Raw genomic sequence first — 19,528 nt, 5'->3', positions numbered from 1 at the left:
CGTGATCTCATTTGCCGGTCGGCGCCAGCGCGGCGACCGTGCTCCGGCTCGCGGGCGCCAGCGAGCCCGTCAGCGCCCCGAGGTCGACGTAGCCGCGCTGCTTGAGGACCACGAACGGCCGCTCGTCGAAGTACAGCTGGCCCGCGCCGTCGTGCTCGACGATCTGGACCTTGCCCGCCCCGTAGTCGGAGCCCCGGCCGTAGTAGCCGACCTCGAGCCGGTACGGGTAGGCCGCGGCCGTTCCGTCGATCACGAACGCCTCGAGCCCGTAGCCCGCGTCCATGTCGTCGAGCAGGCGGCCGCCCGACTCGAGTGATTTCTCGCGGTAGAAGGCGTGCCAGCCGTGGCCGTCGCGCACGTGCAGGTCGAGGTCGCTCTGCGCGTCGTCCCAGCTGAGCACGAACCGCAGCGACGGCTGCTCGGCCAGCTCGGCCTCCTGCACCCGCAGCGCCTCCATCACGTAGTCGCGCTGGTCGGGCCAGCGACGGATCCACGCCGCCGCGACCAGGCCGAGATCGTCCTTGAACACGCGCTCGAGCCCGCGGGTCTTCGGCTCGACGCGGGCCCACGCCATGCCGTCGAGCAGGGCCGCCCACGCCTCGCCGAAGTAGCCGGCCCGCAGCAGCGCGTAGGCGTACAGGCGATAGCCGGCCGGATCGTCGTAGCGCTGCTCGACCGCGCGGCTGTAGGCGTCGAGGACCAGCCCGCCCGCGCCCTCGCCGGTCCGCTCGAGCCGGCCCGCCGCGGTCCGCCGCACGTCGGCGCGGCCGGGGTACAGATCGATCAGCGAGCCGTAGGCGCGGGCCGCCAGGTCGTCGCGGCCGTTGGCCTCGAGCGCCTCGCCGAGGGCCAGCAGCGCCATCACGTCGGCCGGCGCCGCCCGCTGCCACCGCTCCGCCACCCCGAGCGCGTTGCGCTTGTCGTCCCACGCGCCGAGCAGGTTCATCACCGCCAGGAAGTTGCCCTCGTAGGCGTCGGCCGGCGTGCGCTGGGGCCCGAAGCGCAGCCCGGCGTCCTTGTCGCGCATGCGGTCGCGCGCGTCCTCGCCGGCCTGATCGGCGGCGGCGTCGGGTCGGCTGTTCTCTCGGACAGGTCTCTTGGGACCTTGCCGTTCGGACCTGCGCGATCGGACAGGCACCGGCGGCACCGGCGGGGCCGCGGCGGTGGTCGGCGCCGGCGCGGCGTCGAAGCTCGACATGCGCAGCCCGGCCAGCAGCGCGTGCGACGGCGGCGCGGCCCGCTCGTCGGGCAGCGGCACCGGGGCCGCCTCGCGCCACTCGGGCCCGAACTTGCCGACCGTCAGCACGTCGCGCAGCGAGGTGCCGTCGAGGCCGAAGCGGGCGTAGTCGTGGGCCGAGCCGATCACCACCATCGCCGTGGCGTCGTTGACGATCCGGTTCGACAGCGAGAACTCGACCGCGCGCTCGCGGAACTTGTCGCAGGTGTCGTCGGGCCCGCGGGCGCACGAGCGGGCCTGGTCGATCAGCCAGGCCGCGCGGGCCCCCGCCCACGCGTCCTGCAGCAGCGGCGACGGCGAGCGCGTCAGCGCCACGCCGTGGCGCGCCGCGACCTCGTGCCCGACCAGCTCGACCTCGAGCTCGTCCTCCGCGTACTCGGCGTAGACCAGCACGTCGTCGCCGGCCTGCACGCTCTCGAGCTTCTGCGGGTAGACCCAGCCGCTGCCGGGCACGCGCACCTCGACGTCGCGCACCACCGTGCGGGTCAGCCGATGCGCCGCGACCCGCGGCGTCACCCCGCTGCGCAGCACCAGCCCCGGCCGCGACGGCGCCAGCTCGTGGCCCATCGCCTTGAGCGTCTCCGGCTGCGCGCCCAAATGCGTCAGCGCCGTCAGCCCGCGCAGCCGCGCCGGATCGGCCGCACCGCCCTCGAGCATCACGTCGAGCCGGGCCACCCCGTCCTTGCGCAGCCGCTCGGCCTCGGCGACCAGCGCCGCCTCGGTGTGCGCCCCGGCGGTGATGAGCCCGTCGGTCATCACCAGCATGCGCCGGGCCGGTCGCTCGCCGCTGCGGGCCGCGAAGCGCAGCGCGCCCAGCAGGTTCGAGGCGCCGAGCGGCCGCCGCGAGCGGATCGCCGCCAGCGCCGCCTCGCCGAACCCGCGGATCGTCCCCTCGTACGCCGTCTCGGCGCCCTGGTCGAACGCCACCACCCGCAGCGGGAAGTCCTTCGGGACCCGCGCGACCAGCTCCTCGATCACCTGCCCCAGGCGGTCGACGTGGGTGTCCCAGCCGAGCGCCTGCGAGGCGCTGGTGTCGAACAGGATCGCCAGGCTCTCGACCGGATCCGGGTGGTCGTGGGGGATCGGCGAGATCCGGGCCACCACCATGTTGTCGTGGCGCAGCCCCAGCTCGCGCGGCCCGTGCGGCTGGACCACGATGTCGCCGGTCGGACGCACGTCGGCGAACCGGTAGAACTCGCCGTCGCCGCGGACCCCCGCGAACAGTGGGTCGCCGGCCATCACCAGCGGCGCCCGCGAGCGCAGCGCCACCGCCAGCTCGCGCAGCGGCGCCAGCCCGGCCACCGGCACCCGGTACGGCTCGCTGCGGCCGCGCATCTCCTGCGTGTACGCCACGATCAGCCGCGTCTGTTGCCGCGCCGCGATCGGCTCGACGCGAGCCACGAAGCGCTCGCCCTCCGGCGCCCCGACCAGCTGCGGCTCTTGCGGCGCGTGGTTCAGCGCCAGCTCCTGGATCGCCGTCCGCCGCGGCACCACCTCGGCCTCTTGCCAGGCCCCGTCGCGGAACGCCGCGAACCGGGTCACGCGGGCGCCCGGCGGGATCGCCAGCGCCAGGCGGCCGGCCAGCGGGCGGCCCTCCGGGTTGTCGAACGCCAGCTCGAGCTCCGTGAACGCCAGCGGTTGATCGAGCACCGCCCGCACCCGCAGCACCCGCAGCGGCAGCTCGGCCCCGTCGGCGGCCGTCAGCGAGATCGGCGGCTCGCGGCGGATCGGCTCGTCGGCCCCGCTCTTGCCCGCCAGGTTGGCCAGATCGGGCCCGGCCTCCGAGCGAACGCCCGGACCGCACGCCAGCGCCAGCACCGCCGCAGCGATCGACGCGGAGCTCCAACCCATCAATCTGTTGCGACGGAGTGCCATCCCGATACGCGCGCGGACCGACACCAACGGTCGCACAGGCTACCTTGCGGCGCAACCTGGCGGCCCGGAGCGGCCCCCCGGCGGCGCAGCGACGGCCGCCGCTCGCGTCCCACCTTGCCTTACGCGAGCGAGCTCGCACCTGCGCAGCGCACGGCGGCCCGGACACCCGCGCCCGGCGATTTTGCTAAGGTCCGCCGCGCGTGCCACAGCAGCCCGTCACCGCCGTTTCGCCGATCGCCGTCGTCCTCGCCGCGGGCAAGGGCACCCGCATGCGCTCCGACCTGCCCAAGGTCCTGCACCCGCTGGCCGGCGAGCCGCTGGCCGTGCACGTCCTGCGCAGCGCCCGGGCGGCCGGCGTCGCCCGCCTCGTCGTCGTCGTCGGTCACGGGGCCGAGCAGGTGGAAGCGGCCCTCGGGCCCGTGTTCACCGACCTCCGCTTCGTCGTGCAGGCCGAGCAGCTCGGCACCGGGCACGCGGTACAGTGCGCACTACCCGCGATCGCCGACCACGAAGGTCCGGTGCTCATCCTCTCGGGCGACGTCCCGCTGCTGCGACCGGCCACCCTCGCCGGCCTCGTCGAAGCCTGCGCAGCCAGCGGCGCCGGTCTCGCGCTCGCCACCTTCACGCCCGAAGACCCGCACGGCTACGGCCGGATCGTCCGCGACGACCGCGGGCGGATCCACGCCGTCGTCGAGGAGCGCGACGCCGACGCGGCCACGCGCGCGCTCCGGGAGTGCAACGCCGGGGTCTACTGCGCCCGCGCCGAGCTGCTGCGCAGCGAGCTGCCGGGCCTCGGGCAGGCCAACGCCCAGGGAGAGATCTACCTCACCGACCTGGTGGCCCGCGCCGCCGAGCGCGGCGTCCTCACCGTGGAGGTCCCCGCCGACGAGGTCGCCGGCGTCAACACCCCCGAGCAGCTGGCCGCCCTCGCCGAGATCCTGGCCGCCCGCACCGCCTGACCCTTCGGGCATGTCCCCTGGCACATGCCCCTTGGGACCTGCCCCTTCAGACCTGCCCCTTCGGACATTCCCCTTGGGACCTGCCCCTTCGGACAGCCTCGCGCGACCGCTCACCGCCGCCAGGTCGCCGATTCGGCCGACTCCTCACCCGCCGCCCCGCGCACCTGCCCCTTCGGCCAGGCGCACCCGCTCGGCTTCAGCGCTGGATCGCCGCGACCTCGTCGACCTGGCTGCGCAGCTCGTGGATGTCGAACGGCTTCTCGATGAAGCGGTCGCACCCCGCGTCCATCGCCTGGCGGCGCTCGCGTTTCATCACGCTCGCCGTCACCGCCAGCACCGGCGTCCCCGCGATGTCGGGGCTCGCGCGGATCCGCTGCACCACCTCGATCCCGCTGATCCCCGGCAGATCGAGGTCGAGGAGGACCACGTCCGGTCGCCGGTCGCGCACCAGGGCCAGGCCGGACACCCCGTCCTTGGCGCCGATGACCTCGTAGTCGCCGGACAGCTCGAGGATCTTGCGGGCCAGAGCGAAGTTGCTCGGGTTGTCCTCGATGTAGACGACGAGCTTGCGGCCCACCACGGGACGCAGTCTAGCGGACAACGGAGCGGCGCGGGCGCGCCTTGCGTTACACTCGCGGCCGATGCACGCCCCTGACGCCCGCGCAGGCGACCGCCGATCCCGGCGGCCTGCTCCGAGTCGGTGGTCGTGCGGCCCCGCGTGGGGGCTCTTCGCGGCAGGTATCCTGCCGTGGACCGCCGCGGCTGCCGGTCCACCCGCCCGACCTGTCGTCGTCGCCCCCGCCGATCCGGGCCCCGGTCCAGGCGCAGCGACCGCCGGCGCTCAGGAGCGGCGCAGCGTCACCATCGCCGCGCTCACCGTCCGCGGCACCGAGCAGACCCCGAGCGCGCGGATCGTCGAAATCCTCGCCGCCGAGGGCCTGCGCGAGGGCGCCACCTTGTTGTGGCCCGAGGACGCGCGGGTCCAGCGGGCCCGCCTGCGCCTGCTCCAGACCGACGCCTTCGAGCGCGTCACCCTGCGCCTGCGCCCCCTCGCCGACGACCCGGGCAGCGTCACCTTGACCGTCGAGGTCGAGGAGCGCAGCTCGCTCGAGGTCACCGACCTGTACCTCGGGACATCTCGCTTCACCCCCTTCCGCGGCGGCGTCCAGGCGCTCGAGCGCAACTTCCTCGGCCGCGCCCTGCACCTCGGCGGCGGCTTCGTGTGGGGCAGCTTGCCGCGGCAGGTCCCGCGCAGCCGGCGGCAGCAGGCCTTCCGGCTCCACCTCGCCGCCCCGCGCCTGCGTGGCTCGCGGTTCGGCCTCGCCGGCACCATCTACGTCACCTCTGCCAGCGAGCCGTTCCGGATCGCCGGCCGCCCCGAGGACCCTGACCCGTCGCTGTTCCGCACCGTCGACTACGGCCGGATCGGCGGCATCCTCGGCACCACCTTCAACGCCGGCAACCGCCTCGTCTTCGGCCTCGACTACCGGTTCGAGCGCGTCAACGCCCAGCCGCCCGGCGACCCGACCTACACCTCGCCGCTCGGCGAGACCCGCCCGGTCGACCTCGAGCTGCTCGGCGGCGTCCACCGCCTCACCTCCTTCAACTTCGGCCTCAACTACGACGGCCGCGACGAGGCCGCGCGCCTCGGCAAGGGCGCCCGCGTCGCCCTCGACCTCCAGCTCAGCTCCCCGCTGGTCGGCAGCGAGTACGAGTACATCAAGCTGGTCGCCGGCGCCGCCTACAGCTTCCGCCTGCCCTGGGGCCACTGGATCACCCCCAGCCTCGTCGCCGGCCAGATCGCCGGCCGGGCCCCGCGGTTCGAGCGCTTCTTCGCCGGCGATCTCAGCGACTGGACCCCCGGGCGCGAGCTGGGTCTCATCTACACCACCCGCAGCCCGGTCGACGTCTTCAATACCGGCGTCGATCGCCGCGTCCTCGGCTCGTTGTTCGCGCGCGTCGACCTCGAGTACGTGTGGCCGCTGTTCCAGCGCAACCGCGTGCGCGGGATCAAGGCCGGCTATCTCGTGTGGTCGACCGGCATCTTCACCTTCGCCGGCGACGCCGCCGAGCGGGCCCTCCACCGCGCCGCCGGCGAGTGGGCCGCCCCGGTCGGCTTCAACGCCAACTTCGGCCTGCGCCTCGAGACCGTCGTCGGCGCGCTCGAGTTCAGCGTCGGCAACGTCCTGCGGAGGACCCCGCTGTGAAGCGGCGCGCCCTCCTGCTCGCCGGCCTCTCCTTGCCGCTGCTGGGCGCCAGCGGCCTCGAGCTGCTGCGCAACCGCCGGGCCAAGTTCGAGGAGGTCGGCGACGGCGTGCTCATGACCGCCGCCATGCCCGAGCTCCTGCCCACGCGCGACGACGACGCCATGGCCTCGCTCGAGTCGGCGTTCGCCACCACCCTCGTGTTCGAGATCGTCGTCTATCGCACCGGCCACAGCCTCCCGGTCGACCAGCGCTCGCGCGTCGTCAAGATCCAGTACAACCCGTGGAAAGAGCGCTACGTGGTCACCACCAGCGATCCCGGGCGCGCCCCGCAGATCCGCTACTACACCGATCGCGACGAGGCGATCGCCCGCGCCACCACCCTCGACCGCGTCCGCATCGCCCGCGTCAGCGCCCTCCAGCGCGGCCCTGAGGCCGTCTATTTCGCCACCGTCGTCGGCCAGCGCAACCCGATCGACCGCGACCTGCTCGCCCCGCAGTCCGGCGACGAGTGGGACCGCGGCCAGGGCCGCGACCTCTCGGTGTTCTCGCGGTGGGTCGGCATCTTCGTCCGCGCCACCCAGAGCGCCGAGCAGACCTTCGCAATAAAAACCGTCCCGGGCTTCTATCTGGTGTCGTCATGAGCGCGCGCGGCCCCAGCGACGACGACGCCCCGCGCCCGGTGAACCCGCCCGGCGCGCGCGACGCGACGCATCAAGCCGGATCGCGCGACGACCTCCCGCGACGATCCGGCTCGCGCACCACGCCGGCCGCCTCCGACGAATTGCCCGCGGGCCCGCGCGACGACCTCGATCCGCGCCCCAGGCTCGGCGAGCCCTCGCGGCCGCGAGCCCGGACCGCCGCGCGCCCGCCCTCCGCCGTCACCCCGGCCGCGCGCCCCGAGTCCAGCGTCCACCCGCGCGCCGACAAGGCCGGGGCCCGCACTTCTTCTTTCTTCCGCTTCGGCGCCGCCGACTCGCGCCCGAGCGACCTCTCGCGGATCCGCATGACGCGGATCGGTCAGCGCATCGTCGCCGCCCCGCGTGTGCCGTGGTGGGGTCGGCTCGAGTCGCGGGTGATCACCGCGCTCGTCTGCCTCGGCATCCTCTGCGTCGGCGCCTCGGCCTACCTCGTCGCCCTCACCGTCCAGTACTTCGAGGGCATCGTCGGCGCCGCCACCCAGAAGAGCGACGACGCCGTCGCCCTCTCGCTGCCCTTCTACGACGGCTACGTCAAGGCCCGCAAGGAGACCTACCGCGCCCGCCTCGAGGCCATGGCCCGCGAGCTCGAGCTGGCCGCCGCCCGCGGCGAGCTGACCGCCGACGACCCCGCCGGCCCGCGCGAGCTGCTGCACGCCCTGCTGCGCCGCGAGCCCGACCTCGTCGAGCTGGAGATCAACGGCCCGCACCACGCCCTGGCCGAGCGGCGCGATCTGCTGCCCGAGGACGAGGGCGCGCGGATCTGGGTCATGTCCGGGCCTGTCCCTTTGAACATGTTCAAAGCGACAGGTCCCACCGACCAGGATCGCCTCGCCGCCATCTTCGCCCTCGACCCCGCGCTCGACCGCGACTACCAGTCGCTCGGCATGATCAAGCGCGGCCTCGACTACGTCACCGTCGACGGCAACGTCGTCGACCGCGGCGAGCTCGAGCGGGCCGTCTACCGCGCGATCGGGGCCGCCAGCGCGCTCGTGCTGATGGTCGCCTTCATCGCCGGCTTCCTGCTCGCGCGGGCCACCACGCGCAAGCTCAGCATGCTCAGCGACGCCATGCTGCGGGTCGCCGGCGGCGACCTGCTGGCGCGCGTGCCCGAGCTCGGCAACGACGAGCTCGGCCAGCTCGGCGCCGCCTTCAACGGCATGCTCGACGAGCTCGCCTCGGCCCAGCGCAAGCTGTCCTACCTGCAGCGGGTCGGCGCCTGGCAGGAGATGGCGCGGCGGATCGCCCACGAGATCAAGAACCCGCTCACCCCGATCCAGCTGGCCGCCCAGCAGCTGCGCGAGAAGGACCCCGGCACCGACGAGAACTTCTCGCGCCTGCTCCGCTCCTCGGTCGAGATCGTCGAGGACGAGATCGAGTCGCTGCGGCGCATGGTCACCAGCTTCTCGCGCTTCGCCAAGGTCCCCGAGGCCCAGCTCGAGCCGACCCTGGTCGCGCGGATCCTCGGCGAGTTCGAGCGCGCCTACGGCCACCTCACCGAGCGCGACGCCGATGTCCTCGAGGTCATGCCCGCCCCGGCCTCGCTCGTCATCCTCGGCGACCGCCAGCTGCTCAAGCAATGCCTGGTCAACCTGGTCGAGAACGCGGTGCTGTCGCAGCGGCAGCGCGGCCCCGTGCACGTGCGGGTGGCCGCGCGGCCGGCCCGGGGCGAGCCCGGGTTCGTCGAGCTGCGCGTCGACGACAACGGCCCCGGCATCGAGATCGAGCGGCGCGAGCGGGTCTTCGAGCCCTACGAGTCGACCCGCAAGGAGGGCACCGGCCTCGGCCTTGCGATCGTCAAGAAGGTCGTGCTCGACCACAACGGCGAGGTCCGGGTCGAGGACAGCGAGCTCGGCGGCGCCGCCGTCGTCATCCGTCTGCCGCTCCACGAGCCTGCGTGAGGCCCGCCCGCGCGGGGGCAGATCTGCGCGGCCCGCCGGCTCCCCGCGCTGCGCAAAGAGCGCACCGCGAAGCTCGACTGTGACACTGCCCGCCCGTGGGCCTGCGCGCCTCGTCCGGCGCCCGATCCAGCGCAGACCCTACGCGGACCGGGCTGCCCGGCTTGTGGCCGCCGGGGTATCGTTGGCCCGCTCGGCTCCAGAGCTCTCGCGCATGACCTCCGCTGACACCGACCTCGGGTTTCCGACCAAGGGCTCGCTCAAGCGCGTGCCGTTCTCCAGCCTGCTGCGCGACATCGCCGGCGCCGGCATCACCGGCAGCCTGTACCTGATGAGCGGGGACACGAAGAAGGTCGTGTTCTTCGTCGACGGCCAGCCCACGGTCGTGCGCAGCAACCTCGCCACCGAGTTCCTCGGCCAGGTCCTGACCGATCAGGGCCTCATCACGCAGGAGCAGTGCGACAACACCCTCGAGGCCATCCGCCGCACCGGCAAGAAGCAGGGCGAGCTGCTGGTCGAGATGGGCATCCTCTCCGAGCACAACCTGCGCTACGGCCTGGAGGAGCAGCTGCGGCGCAAGCTGTTCGAGATCTTCGCCTGGGACGAGGGCCGGTTCCAGTTCAAGTCCGGGGCCGAGCCCGGCATCACTGGCACCCCGCCGGCCGGCACCATCGAGGCGCTGATCCTCGCCGCGATCCAGGAGCGCTTCACCGACGAGCGCGCGCGCGAGGCCCTCAAACCGTTCGCCGACAGGTACCCGACCCCGAGCCCGCGCTGGAGCGGCGACGCGGCCGGCCTCGAGCTCCTGCCCGAGGAGCTGTACTTCCTGCGCTGCATCGACGGCAGCCGCTCCACCGACGAGCTGCTGTCGCGCCGCCCCGACCTCGAGGTCCCGCAGCTCTCGACCCTGCTGCTCGGCCTCCTCAGCGCCGGCGTCGTCGACCCGCTCGAGACCAAATCGCCGCGGCGCCTGGCCCCGCTGCGGCCCAACCTGACCCCGCCGACCTTGCCCGAGGACCAGCTCGCGCCCGGCTTCGAGGTCCTTTCGACCATCGGCGAGTACGAGGACACCCCGCTGCCGAGCCGGCTCCCGATCGACCTCGGCGCCTCCTCGAGCCGCAACCCGCGGGTCCCGCTGCTGCCGACCGAGGACGAGGAGATGTTCCGCGGCCTCAACGTCGACGAGAGCATCGTCACCGACCCGCGCAACCTGCGGGCCAAGCTGCAGGCGGCCGCCGCTCGCGAGATCATCCCTCGCCCCGCGCCCGCCATCGCGCCGACGCTCACGCCCGCCCCGTCCGCCGACGTCTCGGGGGCCTTCGACGCCGAGACCGACTTCAGCGACCTGCGCGACGGCCCCGAGGACTCGATCCGCGCCCCCGCGCCGACGCCCGCGACCCACAAGCTCGGCCCCCCGCCCGGCCTGTCCTCGCTGCGCAAGGACCCGCCGGTCGCCGCGCCCGCGCCCGACCTCTCGCCCTCCAGCGCCGCGCTGGCCCTGCTCGCCGAGCCCGAGCTGCCCGACGACCTCGGCGATCCCGACGACCTGCTCGGCGACGACGCGCTCGCCACCGTCGCCCTGCCTGACGAATCACTCGCCGGCATCGCCCTCCCCGAAGAGTCGCTCGCCGGCCTCGCCCTGCCCGACGATCCGCTCCCCGACGAGTCCTTCGCCGGCATCGCCCTGCCCGACGAGTCGCTCGCCGGCATCGCCCTGCCCGACGAGCCCCTGCCCGACGAGTCGCTCGTGGGCCTCGCCCTCGTCGACGAGCCCCTCCCTGACGAGTCCCTCGCCGGCATCGCCATCCCCGACGAGACCGACGCCGACGACGAGCCGCTCGAGGACATCGAAGAGCTCGAGGAGCTCGACGACGACGAGATGCTCGACGATCCGACCGACGCGGGCGACGACGCTCCGGCCGACGACGCAGCGCCTGAAGAGCCGGCGATCGCCGCCGCGAGCGAGCCCGAAGCAGCGCCTGCCGACGGCGCCTTCGCCGACCTCGCGGAGCTCGGCCGCGGCGACCTCGATCCCGAGCCGCCGGCCACCCTCACGCCCGCCAGCCTCGCGCTCGAGCCGCTCGCCGACCTGCCCGAAGAACCAGGTGACCTCGGCGACCTCGGCGACCTCGGCGACCTCGCCGGTGAGAGCGGCGTGCAGTCGCTCGCCGCCGTGCTCGCCGACGAGGGTCCCGGCACCGACCCCGACGCTGGCCTTGACCCCGACGCTGGCCTCGACCCCGACGAGCTGCTCGCTGGCGTCGACGACGACCTCTTGCTCGGCGACGGCGACGAGCCGCTGCCCGAGCTCGACGACCTCGACGGCCTCGACCTGGGCGACGACCTCGGCGACCTCGCCGGCGACCTCGGCGACGACCTCGACGGCGCCCCGCTCGATCCCAACGTCTCCGGCGATCTGTCGCTCGCGGTCGACCTGGCCGACCTCGGCGATCCCAACGTCTCCGGCGTGCTCTCGGCCGACCTCGGTGACCTCGGCGACGAGGACGACGACGCCGAGGAGCTCGACGAGCTCGACGAGGACGCCGAGATCGGTGACGACGACGCCGGCTACGCCGACGAGCCGATGCTCGCCAGCGGCGAGAACACCTTCGTCGGGGCCAACGACGACGCCAACAGCGGCGACGGCGGGGCTGCCAGCTACGCGGCAGTGCGCTACGGCGAGGCCGAGGCCGCCATGCGCGAGGGTGACTACGACACCGCCGTGGCCCTGTTCGAGGACGCCTACAACACCGGCTTCGACACCGCCGACCTGCACGCCCACCTCGCGTTCGCCCGCTACCGCGCCAGCGGCTGCGACCCCGACATCGGCCAGAACTCGCTCGAGCTGCTCGACTACGCCGAGAGCATCAACCCGAGCCTGGCGATCCTCCACGCCTACCGCGGCGCGATCTACGTCAGCATGGGCGCCAGCGACAACGCCCGCGAGTGCTTCGACCGCGCCCTCTACCTCGACCCCTACTGCGAGCTCGCGCTCGAGTACCGCGAAGCCGAGTGAGGCGGCACCCGCGCGCGCGCATGTCCTTCGGGTCATGCGTGCGAGCGCGCGAGTGACATGTCCCGAGAGACATGTACCCGGCACATGTCCCGAGTGACATGTCCCTCGGGACATGTGCCGGGCGCGGGCGAGCGCGCGAGTGAAACGTCCCGAGAGACATCCACTCGACGCCGACGAGCGCGCGAGTGAAATGTCCCGAGAGACATCCACTCGGCGAGCGCGAGTGACATGTCCCGAGAGACATCCTGACGCACGGCCGCGCCGTCCTCGACCTGCAGCCCGCAATTGCCGCCCCGCATCGCCGCTTCCGGCCCGCCCGCCTGCTTGCGCCGCGGCGGGCCTCGGCCAGCCTTGCCCGATGCACCGGAGCCCGTCCTGCCGCTCGCTCGTCCCGGTCCTCGCCCTCGGCTTGCTCGCCCTCGCCTGTCACCGCGGTCGCAGCCTCGCCCACGCGCCCGCGCCGCAGGTGGCAGCGCCGGTCGAGCCCGTCCGCGAGCTGGCACCCGAGCCGCCGCCGCCCGAGCCGACCGCCGATCCGCGGCTGCGCCGGATCGCCCAGCAGGTCTACACCTTCGCCTACCCGCTCGTGCTCATGGACCTCACCCGCCAGGTCATGACCTCGCAGACCGCGGTCAACAGCTTCCAGCACCTGCGCGCCTTCCCCAGCGCCAAGTTCCACGACGTCGTCAGCCCCAACGCCGACACCCTCTACTCCTCGGCCTGGCTCGACCTCGCCCGCGAGCCCGTCGTGCTCAGCGTCCCCGACATGGGCAAGCGCTACTGGCTCATGCCGATGCTCGACGCCTGGACCAACGTGTTCGCCTCGCCCGGCACGCGCACCACCGGCAACAAGGCCCAGCAGTTCGCCGTGGTCGGACCGACCTGGCAGGGCGCGCTGCCCGAAGGCCTCGTCGAGCTGCGCGCCCCGACCGACATCGTCTGGATCATCGGCCGCACCGAGGTCACCAGCGAGCTCGACACCCTCGCCGTCCACAAGCTGCAAGATCAGTACAAGCTCACCCCGCTGTCCGGCTGGGGCCCGATGGCCGTCGCGCCCGAGCCCACGCCGCTGACCACCGGCGTCGACGTCAGCACCCCGCCCCCGCAGCAGGTCCTCGCCATGGCCCCCGAGGCGTTCCTCGCCCGCGTCGCCGAGCTCTTGCCCGAGAACCCGCCGGCCGAGGCCGACGCCGCCATGGTCGCGGCCATGCGCGAGCTCCGGCTCGAGCGCGGCCGGCCGTGGAACCCGGACGCCCTCACGCCGGCCGAGACCCTGGCGCTGGACGAGGGCTTCGCCGACGCTCGCGCCGAGCTGGCGGCCGCGGCCCATCATCTGCCGGGCGACCAGGTCAACGGCTGGCGGATCACCACCGACATCGGCCAGTACGGCGTCGACTACGAGCTGCGGGCCCTCATCGCCGAGGTCGGCCTCGGCGCCAACCTGCCGCAGGACGCTGTCTATCCGGTCGCCAGCGTCGACGGCGAGGGCCAGCCGCTGACCGGCGCGAGCCGCTACGTCCTCCACTTCGACAAGGGTGAGACCCCGCCGGTCGCGGGCTTCTGGTCGGTCACCCTCTACGACGCCCAGCACTACTTCGTCGACAACCCGCTCGATCGCTACGGCCTCGGCCAGCGCGACAAGCTGAAGCGCAACCGCGACGGCTCGCTCGACCTCTACATCCAGCACGAGTCGCCCGGCAAGGCCCGCGAGGCCAACTGGCTGCCCGCGCCCGCCGGCCCGTTCAACCTGATCATGCGCCTCTACTGGCCCAAGGAGCCGGTCCTGCGCGGCGACTGGGTGCCCCCGCCGGTCGTCCGCATGCCGTGAGCGGCGCATTCCCCCGCGCTGGGGGTCAGCACGCCGGCCACGCTCGTCGCGTCGGCGCCGGCCCATGTCGCCTCACGTCATGTCCTATCGGACATGCTCCCAAAGACCTGCCCCGAAGCCCATGTCCTCGAGGGAATGTCCCATCGGACATGTCCCTTCGCTCACCCCGCCTGCCGCGCCGTCGCCGCCATGATCGGCGCCGCGAACTCGACCAACGCGCGGCCCGGCAGCAGGTGGCAGCCCGCCTGGCCGATCGGCCCGCTGCGCGCGTGACCGGCGGCGATGAACCCCTCCACGATCGTGCCGAAGAACCGATCGGGCCAGTCGCAGATCCCGTGGTTGGTGTCGAACTCCACGGCGTCCTGCCACACGCGGACCCCCTCGCGCAGCACCGGCACGCGCACGTGGGCCAGCCGCTTGCCCTCGATCGACGCCACCGCCTCGGCGTAGTGCAGCAGCGTCACCTGGTCGAGGTCGGAGCCGACCAGCAGCACCTTGCCGCCGACGTCGCACAGCCGCGCCAGCGGCGAGCCCTCGCCGAGCCCGAAGTCCGGCCCGTGGTCGCGGGTCAGGAATTCGGCGCGCGCCCCCACGGCGGCCATGCGCATGCCCGGATTGGCGCTGCAGCGGACCCGCGGGTGGCCGCGGAAGAACTCGGCCAGGATCCCGAAATCGCGGCTCGCCCGCGTCAGGTACGGGTCGAACGGCGGACAGTGCTCTTCGATGAAGCGCTCGTCCTCGGCCGAGTAGAGCCCGCGACCGAGGTCGTCGTACGGCGAAGGACAGCCGAGGTAGACCATCATCGTCCCCGCCGCGCCGACCGCCTCGAGGATCGCGTCGATCAGCGCATCGGGCCCACCGAGCAGCGGCCCGACCGCGCGCAGCGACGCGTGCACCATCACCGTGTCGCCCGGCCCGACGCCGAGCGCCGCGCAGTCGCGCGCGAGCATGTCCCTGGTGATCCGCGGGCAGACGAGGTTCACGGGCGCTCCTCCGGTTCCCCAGCCTAGGCCGGGCCCGCGCGGGCGACAAGCGCAAGGCCGCGGCGCCGAAGGCCGCGCTCTCGCGTCGTGCTCGCACCATGAAGAAGAACGACCCCGGGAGCCGCGCCCCCGGGGTCGTGCTCGTTTCACCGCGGCCTCAGACCGCCGGGGTCACGCCGAGCTCGGTGAGCAGGTGGTCGGCGCCGTCGACCGCGTCCATCACCCACAGCACGTAGCGGATGTCGACGTGGATCGAGCGGGTGATCGGCGGCATGAACACCCAGTCGCTGGCCATCGCTTCGATGTTGCCGTCGAACACCAGGCCGGTGATCTCGCCGCGAGCGTTGAGCGTCGCCGAGCCCGAGTTGCCGCCGGTGATGTCGAGGTCGGCGAGGAAGTTGACCGGCACCTCGCCGAGCTCCGGCGCCGCGTAGGGCCCGAAGCGCCGGGCCGAGACCGCGTCGAGGGCCCCCTTGGGCGCCGCGAACGGCTCCTCGCCGGTGTTCTTCTTCACCATCTCCGACACCGAGGTGAACGGCTTGTAGACCGGCGCGCCGGCCGACGGCGAGTAGCCGCGGATGGTCCCGAAGGTCACGCGCAGCGTCGAGTTGGCGTCGGGCGCCAGCGTCCCGTTGTGGAACGCGCGCAGCGCCTCGATGTAGCGCGGGCGCAGCGAGGCCATCGCCCCGGTGGTCGCCTCGCTCTGCTTCTTGTTGGCCTCGTTGAGCGGCTTCAGCTTGAGCGCCAGCTTGATGAACGGATCGCTGCTGGCCTTGATCGACTTGGTGCTGGCCGCCCGCAGCGCCTCGAGCCGGACCACCGCGTCGCCGAGCTTGGTCGCCTTGTAGAGCTTGTCGAGCGCGCGGTCGATGTCGAGGTCGGTGATCGTGCCCTTCTTGCCGACGATCGCCGTCAGCACCTCGGGCCGCTCGGCCTCCGGCAGCTTGGACGCGCGCTGCAGGTACAGGCGGAACACCGCGCGATCGAGGTCGGGGTGGTAGTTGGCCTGCAGCGCCTGCATCGACTGCTCGAGGTCCCGCTCGTCGCGGGTCTGCATGCCGAGCCGGCGCTGGTCGTCGGGCTTGGCCCGCTCGTCGGCCAGGCGCACGATCGTCTCGGCCGCACCGAGCAGCAGCGAGCCGCGCACCAGCTCGTCGTGGGCCGCGTCGCGCTCGCGCGTCTTGGCCTTCTCGGTCGTCAGCGCCGCCATCTGCGCCAGCACGTCGCCGTACTTGGCCTTGCGCGCCTCGTCGGCCTCGATCCAAGTCTGCAGCTCGCCCTCGATGCGGGCCTTGTCGCCGGCCACCCCGCCCTTGACCAGGCCGTCGCGCATGCCGCGGAAGTTGAGCAGGTAGTTGTGGAGCCCGCGCAGCCGCGACGCCCCGGCGATCGACGCCTTCGGGTCCAGCTTGCCGATGCCCTCCATGACCGCGATCAGCTCCTCGTACAGCTGGATCTGGCGGCTGTAGTACCAGTCGGCCGCCTGCTGCGCCTCGGCCGACGTCTTGAGCCGCTGCGTGCGGCCCGGGTAGCCGGCCACCATCACCAGGCTGCCCTCGGTCGCCTTGTCGGTCGCCACCTTCAGGTGGTGCTTCGGCTTGAACGGCACGTTCTCGGGCGAGTAGTCGGCCGGCTGGCCGTCCTTGCCGACGTACGCGCGCAGGAACGAGAAGTCGCCGGTGTGACGCGGCCAGCGCCAGTTGTCGATGTCGCCGCCGAACACGCCGATGCCCTCGTGCGGCGCGTACACCAGGCGCACGTCGCGGAGCTCGGTCTGCTCGATCTGGTAGAACTGCGCCCCCTCGTAGAAGCTCGCCACCGTGCAGCGCACGCCCGCGCGGCCGCCCTCGCACGTGCCGACCAGCTGCTTGCGGCGATCCTCGATCTGGCCCCCGCGCTTGTCGTCCGCCACGCCCTCGAGCCCGCCGACCACCTTGTCGGTCACGTCGGTGAACGCGGTCGTCACGAACACGCGCGCCGCCGGGCCACCCGACTTCTCGTCGGCGCGGGTCTTGGCCAGGTAGCCGTTATCGAGCAGGTTGTTCTCGGGCGTCGAGTTGGACTGCAGGTAGCGCGTCACGCAGTGGTGGTTGGTGACGATCAGGCCCTCGGGCGACACGAACGAGGCCGAACAGCCGCCGAGGCTGACGATCGCGCCGAGCGGGAACGCCGTCGGGTCGGTCAGCGCGGCCGGGTCGTAGGTGAGCCCGAGGCTCTTCAGCGTCTCCGCGTGGGCCGTCATCTGCCCGGGCATCCACATCCCGCCGGGGTTCTCGAACTTGACCGTGGCCTTGGCCTGATCTGGCTCTTGGGTCACGCTCTCGCCGCCGCCGTTCGGCGTGGCCGAGTCGGCGCCCTTGCCGGCGCAACCGGCGATCAGGAGCACGAGGGTGAGGCTGGAAGGCAGCGCTGCGGGGAGGGTGCGGAGCATCCCGGTTGGGTATCAGATCCGCGCGGCGGCTGCGCGTCGCGCTCGCGTGACCTCCCCGGGTGCGGGGCGCTGAAACCCGAAGCAGGACGCGACCGGGGCCCGGCGGCCGGCGCGACCCGGCCGCGCGACGCGTGCGCTCCCTCGCGCGGACTTGCCCGCCGCGGGCCCGGAGGTTTAGCCTTCCGCCGCCGTGCCTCGCCCTCGCGTCTCGCTGCTCGTCGGCAACCCCACGGCTCGCAGCGGCAAGGCCGAGGCGGCGATCGCCGCGGCGATGGAGGGTCTGACGAAGGCCCGCCTCGAGCCCGAGTTCTTCTCCACGCTTCCGCAGGGAGCCACGGTCGCGGCGCTCGCCGAACGGCTCGAGCGCGGCGACGTCGCCCGGGTGATCTACCTCGGCGGCGACGGCACCTTCGCCGAGACCGCCAAGGGCATCATCCTCGCCCGCGAGCGCTGCGGCAGCGACACGCCGATGGGCATGTTGCCGATGGGCACCGCCAACGACCAGGGCCGCAGCTTCGGCATCCACTCCGGCCTCAAGGCGCTGCCCCACAACATCGCCATCATCGCCGGCGGCGTCGAGCAGTGGCTCGACGTCGGCCAGGTCGAGGCCATCGACGCCGCCGGCGAGGTCGTCGATCAGGACCTCTGGTTCGACAGCTGGGGCCTCGGCCTTTCGGCGCAGATCCTGGCCAAGCGCAACCGCGACCGCAAGATCGTCGCCAAGATCCCGGTTCTGCGCCAGCTCTACCGCGACAAGCTGGTGTACATCCGCGCCGGCCTGTCGAGCCTGGCCAAGAACGCCCTCAAGTCGCTGATCGGCAAGGCCCGCTTCGCCGCGATCATCACCATTGACGGCGAGACCCGCGAGCTCGGCGGCATCAACGACATCGTCATCAAGGGCACCGTCCTGTACGGCGGCGACTGGATCTTCGACCCCACCAGCAAGCCCGACGACGGCAAGTTCGAGGTCATCATCGTCGACAACCCCGCCGACTGGGGCGCCATCACGATCCGGGCCCACAAGCGCAACCCGGTGACCCAGGACGACCTCGCGGTCCTCGGCCTCGCGCCCAAGCAGATCCCGCGCGGCTCGCAGATCGAGGTCAAGATCTTCCGCCCCGCAGGCATGGGCCCGGTCCCCTCGCAGATCGACGGCGAAGAGTACGTGTCGACCGATCACTACCGGATCCGCAACCTCTTCCACTACCTGCGCATCATCGTCCCCGAAGACCCGCACTGGGTCTGACGCGCGCCGTTCCTCATGACCTCCGCGCCGCGTCGACGGGCTCGCTGGCCGCCCGGGCGCTTGCGGGGCGCGGTCGGCCCTGGCACGCTGCTCTGCCGCTCGCAATGACCCTGGGCCCGGCCACGCACGACTCTCGGCTCCGCGGGCTGCTGCTCGCCGCGCCGCTGTGCGCCGGCCTCGCCTGCAACGGCGGCGTCGCGGGGCTCCAGCGGCAGATCAGCGAGCGCCTGCAGCAGGGCCTGACCTCGACCGACAAGAAGCGGCCCGAGGAGCCCGACCGGCTGCCGCCCGAGCTCGTCCTCAACAAGCTCCGGCTCTACGTCGACTGCGTCGGCGCCACCCGCGTGCCGCTGTACGACGCCTACCGCGAGGGCGCGGCCGCGTTCGCCGGGCGCACCCGCACCCCGCCGGCCGAGATCCCGCCGGAGGCGCTCGGCCAGTGCGACAAGGCCGAGCGCGAGGGGCCGCTGCTCAAGCCGCCGCAGCCGGCGCTCGAGCAGGCCGCCGCGGTCTACAACGACACCTCCAAAGTGTTCGCCGCCACCATCGACGCTGTCCGCGAGGACATGTCGCACAGGTCATCCTCGATCGAAGAGGACGGCGAGCGCTCGCCGATCTACAACAACTTCAGCGACGCCTACCGCGCCTGGGACGAGTCGCGGCGCGGCCTCGAGGAGCAGATCGCCGCCCGCCAGGGCCGGCTCGACGCCGCGGTCCTGGCCGAGATCGAGGCCCGCGTCGGCGCCGGCCTCGAGTGGCACACCCGCAACGCCCTCATCCAGGCCAAGCCGTACGTGCGCTGCATCGGCGACCACGACGAGTTCACCGCCGGCGTGTGCGAGGCCTTCCACGGCGCCTTCACCGGCGCCTACGCCGAGTTCCGCGCCGCCTACGACTCCGACCCGAAGGCCGCGTCGGCCGTGTTCTGGCTGCCGCAGTTCGCCGAGAGCCTGGCCGACTACGCCGCCGCCGCCGACGCCCTGTCGCAGGCGATCAAGGCCGGCAAGGCCCGCTCGGGCGACATCAGCGCGGTCGTGCAGGAGTTCGTCGACGCCGTGCACGACGGCGAGAACGTCAACTTCGCCGCCCTTCGCTGACGCTCGCCTGTCCTCTCCGACCTGTCCTCCGCGACCTGTCCTCTCCGACCTGTCCT

General features: G+C 73.0%; 12 protein-coding genes. 8 read left to right on the top strand and 4 right to left on the bottom strand.

All coding sequences use genetic code 11. The features are described from left to right. Window positions 1-7: 7 nt before the first annotated feature. Window positions 8-3,088, bottom strand: a complete 3,081-nt coding sequence (locus POL25_RS39455; RefSeq protein ID WP_272091571.1) for a DUF2135 domain-containing protein — start codon at window positions 3,086-3,088, stop codon at window positions 8-10. 224 nt (window positions 3,089-3,312) lie between these two features. Here POL25_RS39455 and POL25_RS39450 point away from each other — a divergent pair, with 224 nt between their 5' ends. Then, on the top strand, window positions 3,313-4,071 hold the full coding sequence (locus POL25_RS39450; protein ID WP_272091570.1) for a sugar phosphate nucleotidyltransferase: 759 nt from the start codon (window positions 3,313-3,315) through the stop codon (window positions 4,069-4,071). Between the two features lie 196 nt (window positions 4,072-4,267). Here POL25_RS39450 and POL25_RS39445 read toward each other — a convergent pair whose 3' ends face one another. Beyond that, entirely contained in the window at window positions 4,268-4,651 is a 384-nt protein-coding gene (locus POL25_RS39445) for a response regulator (RefSeq protein ID WP_272091569.1), read from the bottom strand. Window positions 4,652-4,712: 61 nt separating this feature from the next. Between POL25_RS39445 and POL25_RS39440 the strand changes: the two genes are divergently transcribed. The 5 genes from POL25_RS39440 (at window position 4,713) to POL25_RS39420 (ending at window position 13,715) form a co-directional block, all read left to right on the top strand. Continuing rightward, a complete protein-coding gene (locus tag POL25_RS39440; protein WP_272091568.1) occupies window positions 4,713-6,278 on the top strand; it encodes a BamA/TamA family outer membrane protein in 1,566 nt (521 codons plus the stop codon). After that, complete coding sequence (locus POL25_RS39435) at window positions 6,275-6,919, top strand: DUF4390 domain-containing protein (RefSeq protein ID WP_272091567.1); 645 nt, start codon at window positions 6,275-6,277, stop codon at window positions 6,917-6,919. The genes POL25_RS39440 and POL25_RS39435 overlap by 4 nt, the downstream gene beginning before the upstream one ends. Then, a complete protein-coding gene (locus POL25_RS39430) occupies window positions 6,916-8,874 on the top strand; it encodes a sensor histidine kinase (protein ID WP_272091566.1) in 1,959 nt (652 codons plus the stop codon). The genes POL25_RS39435 and POL25_RS39430 overlap by 4 nt, the downstream gene beginning before the upstream one ends. Window positions 8,875-9,085: 211 nt before the next feature. Next, window positions 9,086-11,887 (top strand): DUF4388 domain-containing protein, encoded by a 2,802-nt coding sequence (locus POL25_RS39425; protein WP_272091565.1) that lies wholly within the window; start codon window positions 9,086-9,088, stop codon window positions 11,885-11,887. 358 nt (window positions 11,888-12,245) lie between these two features. Continuing rightward, window positions 12,246-13,715, top strand: a complete 1,470-nt coding sequence (locus POL25_RS39420; RefSeq protein ID WP_272091564.1) for a DUF1254 domain-containing protein — start codon at window positions 12,246-12,248, stop codon at window positions 13,713-13,715. Between the two features lie 161 nt (window positions 13,716-13,876). On the opposite strand, the gene aac(3) is transcribed toward POL25_RS39420, so the two are convergent. Beyond that, the gene (aac(3), locus tag POL25_RS39415) at window positions 13,877-14,698 is read right to left on the bottom strand and encodes an aminoglycoside 3-N-acetyltransferase (RefSeq protein WP_272091563.1); all 822 of its coding nucleotides are present in this window, start codon (window positions 14,696-14,698) and stop codon (window positions 13,877-13,879) included. Between the two features lie 157 nt (window positions 14,699-14,855). After that, a complete protein-coding gene (locus POL25_RS39410; protein ID WP_272091562.1) occupies window positions 14,856-17,129 on the bottom strand; it encodes a S46 family peptidase in 2,274 nt (757 codons plus the stop codon). Window positions 17,130-17,319: 190 nt separating this feature from the next. Here POL25_RS39410 and POL25_RS39405 point away from each other — a divergent pair, with 190 nt between their 5' ends. Then, window positions 17,320-18,375: a diacylglycerol/lipid kinase family protein gene (locus POL25_RS39405; protein WP_272091561.1), complete on the top strand. Its 1,056-nt coding sequence runs from the start codon at window positions 17,320-17,322 to the stop codon at window positions 18,373-18,375. 104 nt (window positions 18,376-18,479) lie between these two features. After that, entirely contained in the window at window positions 18,480-19,472 is a 993-nt protein-coding gene (locus POL25_RS39400) for a hypothetical protein (protein WP_272091560.1), read from the top strand. Window positions 19,473-19,528 lie beyond the last annotated feature (56 nt).

It is taken from the genome of Nannocystis bainbridge, from assembly GCF_028368995.1.
Taxonomy (GTDB): domain Bacteria; phylum Myxococcota_A; class Polyangia; order Nannocystales; family Nannocystaceae; genus Nannocystis; species Nannocystis bainbridge.
This window is presented reverse-complemented; position numbering and strand designations above follow the sequence as displayed.